Source organism: Candidatus Vampirococcus lugosii (genome assembly GCF_018420025.1).
GTDB lineage: Bacteria > Patescibacteriota > Gracilibacteria > Absconditabacterales > Absconditicoccaceae > Vampirococcus > Vampirococcus lugosii.
This window is the reverse complement of sequence record NZ_JAEDAM010000023.1, coordinates 1-14251: the sequence shown is the minus strand read 5'-3', so window position 1 is coordinate 14251 and position 14251 is coordinate 1. Positions and strand designations below refer to the sequence as shown.

13 protein-coding genes and 1 tRNA gene are annotated in these 14251 nt (G+C 19.7%); 3 read left to right on the top strand and 11 right to left on the bottom strand.

Annotated elements, in window-relative coordinates:
- Positions 1–764: hypothetical protein (locus VAMP_RS02625; protein WP_439099512.1), on the top strand; the 764-nt coding region annotated here is incomplete at its 5' end.
- A 70-nt stretch (positions 765–834) separates the two neighbouring features.
- Here the strand turns inward: VAMP_RS02625 and VAMP_RS02620 are convergent.
- From VAMP_RS02620 to VAMP_RS02570, 11 genes are all read right to left on the bottom strand, one after another.
- The gene (locus tag VAMP_RS02620) at positions 835–1209 is read right to left on the bottom strand and encodes a hypothetical protein (RefSeq protein WP_213348929.1); all 375 of its coding nucleotides are present in this window, start codon (positions 1207–1209) and stop codon (positions 835–837) included.
- 149 nt (positions 1210–1358) lie between these two features.
- A complete protein-coding gene (locus tag VAMP_RS02615; RefSeq protein ID WP_213348927.1) occupies positions 1359–1742 on the bottom strand; it encodes a hypothetical protein in 384 nt (127 codons plus the stop codon).
- Between the two features lie 74 nt (positions 1743–1816).
- On the bottom strand, positions 1817–4015 hold the full coding sequence (locus VAMP_RS07005) for an N-acetylmuramoyl-L-alanine amidase (protein ID WP_213348925.1): 2199 nt from the start codon (positions 4013–4015) through the stop codon (positions 1817–1819).
- Between the two features lie 94 nt (positions 4016–4109).
- Positions 4110–5081 (bottom strand): SLAC1 anion channel family protein, encoded by a 972-nt coding sequence (locus VAMP_RS02605; RefSeq protein WP_213348923.1) that lies wholly within the window; start codon positions 5079–5081, stop codon positions 4110–4112.
- A gap of 193 nt (positions 5082–5274) precedes the next feature.
- Positions 5275–6246 carry a vWA domain-containing protein gene (locus tag VAMP_RS02600; RefSeq protein WP_213348921.1) on the bottom strand — a complete coding sequence of 324 codons (972 nt, stop codon included), beginning with the start codon at positions 6244–6246 and terminating at the stop codon, positions 5275–5277.
- 30 nt (positions 6247–6276) lie between these two features.
- A complete protein-coding gene (locus tag VAMP_RS02595; protein WP_213348919.1) occupies positions 6277–6720 on the bottom strand; it encodes a hypothetical protein in 444 nt (147 codons plus the stop codon).
- Positions 6721–6879: 159 nt separating this feature from the next.
- Positions 6880–7701: a metallophosphoesterase gene (locus VAMP_RS02590; protein ID WP_213348917.1), complete on the bottom strand. Its 822-nt coding sequence runs from the start codon at positions 7699–7701 to the stop codon at positions 6880–6882.
- Positions 7702–7933: 232 nt separating this feature from the next.
- Positions 7934–8006, bottom strand: a tRNA-Thr gene (locus VAMP_RS02585).
- 39 nt (positions 8007–8045) lie between these two features.
- A complete protein-coding gene (locus VAMP_RS02580; RefSeq protein ID WP_213348915.1) occupies positions 8046–9131 on the bottom strand; it encodes a sigma factor-like helix-turn-helix DNA-binding protein in 1086 nt (361 codons plus the stop codon).
- 79 nt (positions 9132–9210) lie between these two features.
- Positions 9211–9603 (bottom strand): Holliday junction resolvase RuvX, encoded by a 393-nt coding sequence (gene ruvX, locus VAMP_RS02575; protein ID WP_213348913.1) that lies wholly within the window; start codon positions 9601–9603, stop codon positions 9211–9213.
- 169 nt (positions 9604–9772) lie between these two features.
- A complete protein-coding gene (locus tag VAMP_RS02570; RefSeq protein ID WP_213348911.1) occupies positions 9773–10723 on the bottom strand; it encodes a glycosyltransferase family 2 protein in 951 nt (316 codons plus the stop codon).
- Between the two features lie 286 nt (positions 10724–11009).
- Between VAMP_RS02570 and VAMP_RS02565 the strand changes: the two genes are divergently transcribed.
- Both VAMP_RS02565 and VAMP_RS02560 read left to right on the top strand, forming a co-directional pair.
- Positions 11010–12947: a M23 family metallopeptidase gene (locus tag VAMP_RS02565; RefSeq protein ID WP_213348909.1), complete on the top strand. Its 1938-nt coding sequence runs from the start codon at positions 11010–11012 to the stop codon at positions 12945–12947.
- Positions 12948–12950: 3 nt separating this feature from the next.
- A complete protein-coding gene (locus tag VAMP_RS02560) occupies positions 12951–13805 on the top strand; it encodes a HemK/PrmC family methyltransferase (RefSeq protein WP_213348907.1) in 855 nt (284 codons plus the stop codon).
- Positions 13806–14251 lie beyond the last annotated feature (446 nt).

Below are 14251 nucleotides of genomic sequence, written 5' to 3'. Positions count from 1 at the left end.
AAAGAATTTATTGAGAAAATACTAAATCATACACTGTTTGAGAAAAAGTTATTCTTTACTATTTTTCATATTCTTGAAAAGATTTTGTTCTTGAAAAAGAATCCTCTTGAACACAAAAAGAAGTTTGAATTTATCAAAGAAAACATGTAAATTTAAATAAATACAAAAAAATTAATGTTGATAATGTTAATTATATTGATAATGATATATACAATATTATAATATTTTTTATATTGCCTATAATTTTATCAACTTTATTTGTAAGTTTTTGTTTAAATTTTTTTATAGTACAAAAAAGATATTTAGATGCAGATCTAAATAATTGAATTTATAAAATAAATTTTAATAATACCAATAAATTAAAATTATTTGACTGACAAATAACTCATACTTATGATTGAAAACAAGATAAGTTTAAAGAAATAAAATGAATAAAATTCTCTATAAAAACTGAAAAAGATAGACAAATATTAAATGAATTTAAAAAAAATATAAATAAAATAAAAAGTTTTGATAATATTAATTATATATTAGGTAATAATTTATGAAAAAATATATGAAATAATGATATATGAAATAATAATACATCAAATAATAATATATGAAGTATAAATACTATATTTAAAAAGACAAATGAAGAACTTAATTCAAAAAAATTAGATAATATAATATGAAATATTCATATATGAAACAAAAAATATGAATATAGTGAAGATATATTAAAAAAATATTTAATAGATAATATAAAAATATATAATAAATAATATCTGTTTATTAAAAAAAAGTTTAATTTTATTAATAAATTAATTATATAATTAATACTTAAAATTTTATTTAATCTCATCCTTGTAAAACAAAATTTCTAAATCCTTGATTTAAACAAGGATTTTCAAGAAAATAAAAATAGATTTGTGTACTACACAAATCTATTTTTATTTTAAATAATTTAAATATTTTTTCTTGAAGCTCATTTATTTGTTCTACTTTATTTATATGTATATTATCTATTTTAAAGTAAACTTTACTTACATTTTTTAATTCAGTTAATAATGTATCTAATGTACATTTTTGTATATTTAACTGTATAATTTCTTTTTGATTTTCTTCAAGATAATTAATTGCTTTATATAGATTATTATCATCAATTTGTTTTATTCAATTTTTGATAGTATTTTTACTTTTTTGTATCTTTATCTCTATAAGATTCAACAAGATAATAAGTGATATAAGTTTTTCAATTATATTTGCGAGTACTTTCTTTTAATAAACATATTATGTGTAATGAAAAAATACAATAATATTTACTACTATAAAATAAACTATTTTTTATTTACAAAGATGAGTTTAAAAAAAGTTTATTAATTTCATTCTGCATTATTTTGTTCAGTGTTATTATTTTGTTCAGTGTTATTATTTTGTATATTTAAACAATCTACATTTATTAAAGTAACAGAGTAATCTTTAACTTCTCAATTTTGATTTAATCCAGCTTTCACTGAGAATGTTTTACATTCTTGATTCAATCAACTTTTTACTACTTCTCAAAATGCTATACTTTTTCAATCTTGAAATCATATATTATATTGCTCATCTAGTAAATCATCATTTATTTCTTGTTGAGATGATGAATTATCTTTATTTTCATTTTGTGATATATAATATAATGATAATCAAAATCATGTTCATACAGCAAATATTAATTGAAAAATATATATTATCAACAAAAACATTTTATTTCACATAATTAATAATTCTTTATAATATAAATATATTATATAATAAATATTATTTATAAATAATCAAAAAATTCACAATATTATTCATAAATATCAACTCAAATATAATAATATTTCAAAATTTGTTTATAATTTAATCAATTATTTGCCAAAAATTCTGAACCTCTTCAACTAAGACCTACTCAATGTCAATTAAATTTATCACAAGAAAAAAAATCAATTTTGGATTGTAAATAACTAGTATCTATCCAACCAAATCTTTCTTCTGCTGACCAAGTAAATCAAGATGAACAATTATAATAAGGTAATATAGGAATATAATTATCATAATAAACTATTTCATTCCATGTTTGTTCAAGAGCAGAATACCATTTTGTCAAAGTATCTTCAACTCAAGCACCTCAATATTTTTGAAAAATTCTTGCATCGTCTATAGCATTATATTTTGCATTACTAGGAATACTTGGATGTTCGTTTGATTTATCAAAATAAAATAACATATAATTTTTACTTATCAAAGACATTAATTTATTTTTCTCAATATGTTCTTGATCATTAGTTTCTACTATTCATTTCATATAATCAAAAAAAGGTAAATCATTTACCAAAGTCCAATCTGTTTTTACTTTTTTTCATATAGGTTTTATCAAATCTCTTTTTATATTTATATTTCATCTAAATTTATTCCATGGGATTCATCAATATGATTTTCTATCATAATTTTCAAAAACAATAAATCATTCATTATTAATTAAATTAATATAACTTGAATAATATTTTTTTCAATCAATATATAATTTCAAAAAATTTCAATTTTTATTAATTGTTAAATTATTAATATTTTCAAAATTTATAGCATCAATTTCCAAATCACAAGACGAAGTACAAGATATTTCATAAGTATTAAATTTACTACTTAATTCATATAATAGAACTTTTACATTTTTTGTTAAATAATTAATAGCATCATTTAAGTTAATTTTAGATTTAATTTTTTTCATTCTATTGTTTGTCAAAGGATTTTCAATATTTTTCAAATAATTATCTTTTTTATTTTTCATTATATTATATAAATCTTTTTGCCAAACAAGATTAATTTCATAATTAATTATTTCTTTATCAGTTTCTATAAATATTTTATGTTTACCACTGGCATTATATTTTTTGTATTCAATATCAAATTGTATATTTCAATTTATTATATCAAAATTTGATAAAAATATAGAATCTTTATCATTAGTATATTTCATAATTTCACTAGCTTCACTTTCTATATTTAAAGTTTTCTTATTTGAAGAAATAAAAATAGAAGATTTAGCTTTTATATCTTTATGTTTTTTTATATCTTTATTTATTTTTTCAGTATTTATGTTATTTTCAGTATTTTTTTTATAAGAACTTAATTTTATTTTATCTAATTTCAAAGAAGTTATATCTCTAATTTTAGGCAACAAATTATATAAATTTTTTCCAGGGCATGCAGTACTTCATACATCTCTATGACCTACTATAGGATAATTTCAAACTATGTTCATATATGGAGAATTATTTGAAGGTTTATTATAAAAATTTTGTTTTTTAGGATTTATATTATATTTATCTGACAAACTAACTAAAAGTTTTGTTAAACTTATAAGTTGTTCTTTTGTTGGTTTTTGTATATCAAAATGTCATATCAAAGAAATTCAAATAGAACTAGTATTATTCCAAACAGCATGAGCTCAAACAATTCATTCTCAACCACTTTTTCATTCATAAATATTTCCAAAATGATCTATAACAAAATTGTAACCTATATCTCACCATCAGTTAGTAATTGAATGACTACGATAAATATTTCTCAAAAAAACTTCTACTTCTTGTTTATTTTTAAATTTTGTATAATCATTAGCAGTATGATGAATTATTATTGAATTTTTATCAAAAAAATAAGAGTTTGGCCATCGCAATTTATTTCAATTAAAATTATTTATTGTTTTATCAACTCTAATACTACTTGGATTATTTTGTAAAACATATTTATTTCTTTTTTCATTTATTCTAGATTTTTTGGTAGCATTTAAATAAGCTTGATAATCTTCATTATAAAGTTCTTTAAGATATTTTTCATACTCTTCTTTTCTTTTGAGAATATCTTGATATTCATGATTGTCATAATATCTTAAACTTTCATCAGCACCTCGTTGAGATCTATTAATAATATCAACTCAATCTAAATTCCAATTTGCAAAATTTATATATGGTAAAAACATAAATAATAAAATAATTATTTTTTTCATATTTTATGATGAATTTAATTAAATTAATATTAATAATATTTTTTTTATTTTTTTTTTCAAGACTTTATTTTTAAATATTTTTTTATTTAAAAATTTATTCTTCTTCAATACAAATTTCTTTTTTTAAAATAGCAATAAATGTTTTAAATAATAATAATAATATAATAATATTTGTTAATCAAAATAATAATAATGAAATATATTTTAAAGTATCAAAATTAGTTTCTTTAAACATCAAAATACTAGCAATACTTATTCAAGCAATAGGAAAAGAATATGCCCACCAAGATAAATAAAATTTTATTTTTTTAAATATTTTTATTTGTGAAAATAATAAAAAAACCAAAAACAATCAAAAATAATACAAAATTTTTGTAAATTCATTTATTTCTCAAGTTAATTTTACAAATGATATAAAACCTATAGCTGGTGGGGCTATTAAAATAAATAAAGTAGGTAATAATTTTTCTGGTAAAGGATGATGAAATATTATACGATTAAAAAATATTATCAACAAAATAATCCAAAAAAATAATCAAATACTATAAAAAAACCAAGAAATTTCTATAAAACCGTGAGAGACTCAAGCAATTGGAACTAATATATTTCCAACAGCAGGTATAAACCATGCAGGATTCATATGTTTAATATCAAATTTAATATCTTGAATCCAAATAGATATTATTTTTAATGTAAATACAAAATGAATTAATGTTCCACTAATCCGAAGATATTTAGATATATCAATATTAATATCCAAAAAAGCTATACTCAACAACAACAAACTTATAGAAAATGTTGGAAAAAAACTTAATTTAATAGGATGATTAAATTCTTCTTTTACTTTATTTCTAAATAAAATAATTTTTGTCAAATATAAAATTGAAATAAGAATAAAAAAAATTATTGTAATCAATAAAATATATGAACTTATATGAATAGGAATTTTTAATATTTCTTCAGCTTTTTGAAAAGCTATAGTAAAACCCGACATTCCAAGTATCACAGAAAAAAATGAAATTGGAAAACATTTAATTCTACAATTTTCTTTAATATTATCTTTCATTATTATTTATAATAAATTTTAAAACTAAATATTTATATAAATAAAAGATAACTTTTTTCAATAAATTTCATCTAATCTTATTTATGAAATGTTAAATATTTTTTATTCAATCTAATCTTTATAATCAAAAAAAATTACTATAAAAAAACATCACTAAATTTTATTTTAAAACGAAAAGATATAATTATACAATTTAATATATAGAAGAAAATCTAATTAAAACTAATATTGTAATCAAAATAGAAAGAATAAAATATAAATAATATGATAATGGAATAATTTCATTTTTGTATACAACCACTTCATTTTCTTTAATTTCATTTTTAATAGAATCAAAAACTTCTTGTAATTCTTGAGAAGAAGTAACATGATATGCTTTTCAATCAGTATGTGAAATAATATCTTCTAATAATGAAAAATTAAATTTAGCAGCAACTCAAAGTCATCGACTATCTGTTCATACATTTTGATTAGTTTTTCAAATTCAAATTCAATAAATAGGTATTCATAAAGCATCTGCATATTTTGCAGCTTGTTCAGGATCTGTTCATTTATTAGTATCTCAATCAGTAATTAATATTATAGATCAAGGATTACTACCCTCTCAATATAATCTAAATAAATTATCTAATCCCAAATAAATAGCATCTCAAACAGCAGTTCATACAAAAGACATAGTAGGAGGAAATTCTGAAAGATTAAAATCGTCAATTTTTGATAATACTGCATTTGTTTCAGTAGTAAATGGTAACCAATTAAAAGGAATTCATGAATATATAATTATTCAAATATTATATCAATGTAAACTATCTACAAATTCATATAAAGAATCTTTAGCAACTTTAAATCTAGAAGGTTTCATATCATCAACCACCATAGATAAACTAACATCAAAAAGTATTTGAATATTTGATACATTTTCAACCTCTTCAACTCTATCTCAAATAAGAGACGGATTTAGAGGCAATATAAACAATATAATTAATATTACAAATAACAATAATTTTTCAGAAATAAATCTAAAATGAAAAACTTTACTAAATGGAACTACAAAATGATGTTTAAAAAAATATAAAATAAACATTAAAAAAAGTACTAAAAACATACCAAAGACAGAAATATACCAATTTGACAAATCCAAATATATAAAATCAATTAAATTCATAAAAACTTGACTATAAAAAATTAAATTTATTTAGTTAAACATATCATCCATTTTTGAAATTTTATCATTTTTTATTCTAGTATTTTTTTTAGTTGTTACAATTTGTTCAGGTTTAGATTGTTTAATCCTTAATAAAAGAACTTTTTGAGGATCTACAATTTTTTTTCAAGTTTGAAATTTACGAACTTCATCAAAAAAATAAGTTCTCAACAATTTAGCAATAAAAGGAAGAAGAGCTAGTTCCGAAATCTTAAAAAATGTTATTACTATAAAAATAATAATAACAGGTAAAATTATAACAAATGCTGCTACTCAATCTATTCACGAAGAAGAAAGTCATTGCCATAACAAAAGACATATAACAGCACCAAATGCCAATATAGCTAACTGTATCATAGAAATAGTTAATGGACCAATTGATAAATTCATATTAAACATTCATCAAGATATATGTCTTGGTACGAAAACTCTCATTTTATCAAATATTTATTTAATTCTAAATTAATAAATTAGAATATACTATTTATATATTATTTTTCAAGAGAAAATTATTTTTTTATTTATAATAGACTATTTAAAATCTAAATAATGTAAAAAACAATTATTAAAAATTAATCATATAGAAAACGATAATTATTTTAAATTTAAAATTTCTATAGTTGGAGGAATTAATAATCTCATAGGTAAACCTGTTTCTCAAATACCTGCTGTTACAAAAACTTTTCCATAATGATTTTGTGTAAAAACAATATTTTTAGTTGACTGAATAGAAACATGATGAGGAATTAATTCATACAAACCTTGATTAAAATCATATATACATGGAATCTTTTTTTTATATATAAAAGGGATACGAATTTGACCACCATGTGTATGTCCTGCTATAGTAAGATCTGGAATAGAGTTTTCATAAAAAATACTTGTATCTGGATTATGTGTCAAAACAATTAAATTATCTTCACTTAAAAAATTGTTAATTTTTGAAATATCATCTTCATTTGCCCATTTATCTCCAAGTCAAAGAATTTTTATATTTTTATTTTCAATAATACTACTTGTATTATGAAGAAATATTACATTATTATTTTCCAAAGTTTTTTGTAATTGATTTTGAATTAATGAACCAAGTTTTTTGCTATCATGATTTCCAAGAACTGCATAAACTGGAACTTTTATATTTTTTAGAGGAGAAAATAATTTATTTAAATCTTTATTTGGATGATATGTAAAATCACCTGGGATCAAAACTGCATCAACATTTTTTATGTTATTTATTTTCTTAACAACTTTTGTCAAAAATTTTTCATCTTTATATATTCATAGATGCATATCTCAAACAACAACTAATTTTGCATTAAATCAAACATTAATTTTTGTTGTTTTAATAAAAATTAAATTTCTTTCTACAAATCTTGAATATATAAACAATAAAGAAAGTAAAAAAAATAAAATCAAAATTATTAATAAAAATTTATTTTTTAAAAAAAGTTTTTTCTTTTTTAAAAATAAAAAAATTAAAAAAAATAAAAATGGAAATACTAAATATGATCAGTATAATATAAAATTATACATTATTTACTTTTAAAAATAAATTATTTTTTTACAAAAAATTAACTTACATAAATTTAATTTTAAATTAAAAATACTTTAAAATTTAATCAACAAAAAATATTTTAAATTCTAAAATAGCCCAAGACCAGACTTGAACTGGCGACCTCTTCCTTACCATGGAAGTGCTCTACCTGCTGAGCTACTCGGGCAAAATTTAATTTAAAAGTCAAATTTTTTAAATATTTTATTTATTTTTTAATTTGATACATTCATTTTCATACTCTATGAAATATATCTTGATGTTTTTGTAAAGTCAATATTATAGTATTAGGACTTATCATTTTTTCCTTCAAAACTTCTTTTGTTATTTCCTTTATTGTCATTTGTCTATTTGATGTCAATAGAATTCTTTCTATTATTTCTTTTACTGTTCATCATTTATATCACCATTTACTCAATCAATAAATTCAAAGTCACATATTAACAAATATATTTGAATTTTTTACTAATTCATTATGAACTGTATTTACTTTTACAGGCTTATTGAACCAGTCAATTATCTTGGAAGAAATATCTTGATAATGCAATGGATTATTTTCCTTTTCCAATATATATTCAATTTTTTGTTTTATAGTTTTGGGATTTACTGATATAAAACTATCTAATCATATTTTACCATCAAAAACACTTATTCATTTAATCAACTTAAATAAATTTATATAAAAAACATTATTTTGTATATATTCAATATTTCAATATTTATTTTCAAAATGTTTTTTTAAAATATCTACAAAATTGTAAACATCTTCAGAATCTCATTTTTTTTCAAAATACTCAACACAATATTTAGAAATTTTTTCTAATAAATCCTCAAATATAGGATCCAAATAAAATGATTTTTTTAAAATTTTATTTCTTTTTAAATAATACAGATCAAAATCCGACACTAAAACTAATTTAATTTCTTCACTTCTAAAATCTAAATTTCACTTATTAATTAATTTTGATATTAAATTATCTTCTGATAAAATTCATCAATTAGACTTAAGAAGTTTAGTTGCTTCTTTTATAAGTTTAATATATCTTTCATTTCAAACTATTAATCTTCTAAATTTCATAAGTCATTGAGATTCTATTTGTCTTACTCTTTCTCTAGTTAATCAATAATCATTTCATATTTTTTGCAATGGAATTTCTTTATTTCAACTTAATCAAAATTTTTTGAATAAAACTAATTGTTCTTTGGGTTTACAATATTGCAAAACATCTTTAATCGTCGTTAAATCCAAATCTACACTTATTTTTTTATCATCCATTTTTGCTTTAAAAGTCATTTATTATTTATGTTAAAATATAATATGTAAAGTATATACATTAATAGATAATGATTTTATATTTTATTTCAAGTTAGTTTTATGTTTCATCTAAATATTCTTTCAATATTTCCATTGAAGCTATAGTATCTGTAGTTTCATTTTTTCTATAATTTCACATTATCTCTCATGCTTTTGTAGTTGAATAATCTTCATTTTGTTTGATAATTTCCACATCTTCTGATACGATCAAATCTAATTGTTTAATAAAATTATCAATACTTTCTTGTATTTTTTCATTATTATTAGGATATCATATTATTATTTTTTCTACATTATATTTAATTAATACTTCACCAAAATAAAATAGAAATGATGCATCATTTATCATATATCAAATGGGAAGTATAGTTTCATTATCACTTAATTTATAAGATATTCATATATATTTACTTCACCAATCTATTCATAATATACTTCTATTTTTTTTCATAAAAAATATTTTACATTAATAAAACATAATTTTACTTATAAATAAATATTTTATTATTTCAAGTATTTTTTTAATCCTAATTTTTATACATCTATAAAGATACTAAAATAATAATTTTTGTTATATTAATGTTTTAATAAACTATTTTAGCTTTTTCACTTTCAAACTTTTAAACTTCTTCTCTTATTATATATCTTTTATCTCTAGAAGTATTGTAATAATTTCTAATCATAAGATCTATTATGATACCAAAAATAAAAATAATAACTCAAATTTGAATCAAAAATATACCAAGTATCAACCATCAACTTCTATTTAAAGAAATTCAATCAAAAATTTTTTGATAAATTGAATAAAATAAAAATATATTTCAAATTACAAAATTTATTCATCAGACAAAACCAAAAAGATGTAAAGGTCTTGATTCATATTTTGCAACAAACCAAATATAAAACAAATCTATAAGTCATTTTATAGATTTTTTCCAATTATATTTTGAAGTACCTATTGTTCTTGCTCTATGATTTACTTTCAATTCTCATATTTTAAAACCATTCATTTTTGAAATAGCAATAATATATCTATGCATTTCTGCCCATAGATAAAGATTATTTATAACAGTTTTTTTATAGATTCTAAGAGTACATCAACTATCATGAACTCAATCGTTTATCATTATTCTTCTCAAAAATCTAGCTGTTTTGGTAATAACAAGCATCCAAGTTGGATCTTTTCTTTTATTTCTCCATCAAGCTACCAAATCCAAATTTTCATCAATCATTTTATCATAAAGTTTTTTTATATCTTGAGGATCATTTTGACCATCTCAATCAATAGTAGCTATAATTTCTCAATTTACTTTTTGTAGTCAAGCATCCATAGCTATAGATTGTCAATAATTTCTATTAAGATTTATTCAAACAATATTTGAATCAAGTTTTTTTACTTCTTGAATTTCTTGCCAAGTATTATCATTTGATCAATCATTAATCATGATAATCTCATAATCAAAATTTACAAAATCTTTTAATAAAGAACTTGATATTTCTTTATATAATGGAATTATATTACCTTCTTCATTATAAAAAGGTATCACAATTGAAATAATTTTTTTAGCCATTTTTGAAAAAATGTTTTTTGATTTAAAATAAACTTTTTCACTAAATTATATGTATATAATGATTTATTCAAAAAAATAAAGTTTTTTTATTTTGAAACACATATTTGTAAACAAAAATTATTTAAATTTATATAATATATAATTTTTTATTTTATCAAAAATCCTTAATTTAATAGATGATTAGTAAATTTTATCTTGAAAAATTATATATAAACATTAAGATATATTTTTATAATTTTTAAAAAATTAATTCAAATTTCTCTTATTTTAAATATAAAACAAAAAAATGATTAAAAAAAAATTAATATTTAATATGTTAATTATCAAATTAATATTAATTTGATTTACTTATTCATTAGATCTTAAATATCCTGTAAAACAAGTAAGTAAACCAACTGTAGAATGTAAGTTTCAAAATTGGAATGCGACTTGAGAAGAATGTAAAATGCCTTTACCTATAATTGAAAATACAAATTATTCAAAATACAAAGATACTATGAATTATCGTTTGATATATTCAATTTTGTGGTGAGCAACATATAAATGAGGTTGGGATATTTGATATTGATGACATGCATGAGTTGATATAGCAAGTGCTCAATGAACTCCACTTTATTCAATTTGAGAATGAACAGTAGAAATAGCAAAATTTCTTCCATCATGGTGAAATACAGTAGTTATTAGACATGAATTTAAAGGATCACAAATAAGAAGTATATATGCACATATGTATAATATACAAGTAAGTCCTTGACAAAAAGTAAATTCTTGACAAAGAATATGAACTATATGAACTACTTGAAATAGTCGGGGAAATCATGTTCATTTCCAAATAGATACAAATAAAAATAATAGACATCCTTGGTATTATATAAATTGCATTTGATCAAATGCAGATATAGTAAATAAATGATTATGTAGAGAACAAATGATAAAAAATACAATAGATCCAATTAAATTTTTGGAATCAAATTGAGCATCTTATGCACCAAAACAAGCACAAACAAAAAAAGAAGAAGATGAATATGTACAAGAAATCATAAAAAAAGAAGAACATATTTCAAAAGATGAAATAGTAACAAGAGAAAAAATTATGCTCACAGAATTAGAATTATTCTTGGCTAGATATCCTATGCAAGTTAAATCAAATATTCCTGGTAATACAATGAAAGTTTGAGAAAATTGAACAATAGATTTATCAGTATTATTTAGAAATAGACCTTTTAACTGATCCCTTCCTATGGATTTGGAAGTTAGTTTTAATTCGGATGTAATTAAAGCATCACCTACTAAAGTTATTGCGGTAAATGATTGAAAAAGAAAAATTCATGTTAATGCAGTTTGAGCTGGTCATACTAGATTAATTATAAAAATATGAGGAAAAATTATTTGAAATATACCTATAAGAGTAGTTGATGATTGAACAGTATTACAAGCAAATAGATGATTATTATATAATTTATGAACTAATTATATTTGATCAACAAATGATTGATTAATTATTATGAAAGATTCAAATAATTCTAATATTATATCAGTTCCTTATGAATGAAATTTTACATTAAAATCAAATGAAAATATAAAAATTTGTCCTATGTGAATCAATTCTATAAGAGATATTAGTAAAATAAAAACAATTAAATGTTGACCTAAAAACTGGCAAGATGAAATAAAATTTTGATATAAAGATACATTAGAAGGATTATTTTTATTTAAAATAGCTCCCATAGAAAAATGAAAGTCTATACTTAATTTATATAAAGGAAATCAAAAAATATGATCATCAAAATTAAAAAATATTATATTGCCAAAAGATATTGATTCAAATACTAAATTTAGAAAAGATATATTAAATTGACTTAAAAAATGATATTTTACAAATTATAGACAAGGCAATTTTGCTCCTTGATTTGATATTAATGAACAAGATGCAAGTAATTTAATCAAAACAACTTTTTATCCTATAGCAAAAGATTATAAATGATCAAGATTTAATAAAATAAGTAGATTAGATTTTATGAAAATGTTAAGTCATATAACTTGATTAAAAGCTAAAAATACTGATAGACATTATCGGGATGTTGAAAAAGAAGATAGAAAATATTCAAATATTTTGATTGATTATTGAATAGAACTTGATAAATTTGGTGAAAGATATCTACAACCTGATAAAAATATTACAAGAGCAGAAGTAGCAAAAATTTTAAATACTATTAGAAAATAAAATATGAAAATAATTGATTTAATATCAAATCCTGAATATAAATATAAAAAAGTTATTTCAAGTTTGATATGCCATAATTTGAATATAAATAAAGAAGATTTATTCAAAAAATATGAAAATGAAATAGAAAAAAAAGTTTATGAAAAAATTGATCAACAATATAAAGATTATCAAAATAATAATAAACCTTTGGAATATATATTATGATATGTAGAATTTTTGTGAGTTAAATTTTATGTAAATGAAAATACATTAATTCCTCGCCCTGAAACTGAATATATGATTCAATCTATAAATGAATATATACAATCTAATAATAAAAAATTTAATATAATTGATATATGAACTTGATCATGAGTTCTATGAATAAGCACAATTTATCATAATATACAAAATATACAACAAGCAATATTTACTGATATTAGTGAAAAAGCTTTGGAAGTTGCACAGATAAATAAAAATATTTTGATAAAAAATGAAAATGTAAAAATATGTAAAAGTAATTTGTTGGAAAAATTTATTGAAAATATTGAAAATTATAAAAATAATGAAAATATTATTATAGGAAATTTGCCATATATTCCAGATAATACTTTTGATAATGATGTAGAAGATAATGTTAAATTGTGGGAGCCGAGAATAGCTTTTGTATGATGAAATGATTGATTAAATTTATATAGAGAAATGTTTGAACAAATTATAAAATTAGATCTTGATAAATTTGAATTTACTATGTTTTTGGAAATGATGACTAATCAAATAGAAATATTAAAAAATGAATATTGAAAATATTTTGATTTTGAAGTAATGAAAACATTTCATTTTAATATTAAAATATTAAAACTTAAATTATTGTAAATTATTTTTATATCTTTTTAAAATTTAATTAATCTAACCTTCTGCAGTAATAAAGATAAAAAAAGCTTGAAAAGTTAATTAAGAACTAATAAAAAGAATAAATAAAAAAGGTGGAATTAATGGAAATTTATGAAAAAATATGTATAAAGGAGGCATTAAAATTAAGTTTAAATGCTTTAAAATTAATAAAATATAAGAAAATGAATTATATAAAAAAACTGTTAAATTTAAAGAATTTTGAACAAGAAATTTCTAATTCTGTAGAAAATATGTATGATAAATTATATAAACTTACATATAATTACAAATAAACTAATAAAAGATATAGTACAGTGATTTTTGAAAACAAAAGATATTTCTTTATCAGAAATAAGTAGATATTCTTTTAAAAATAGTAAATGAACAAAGGATAAAAATATTGTTGCTGGATTTTCTAAATTTTTAAA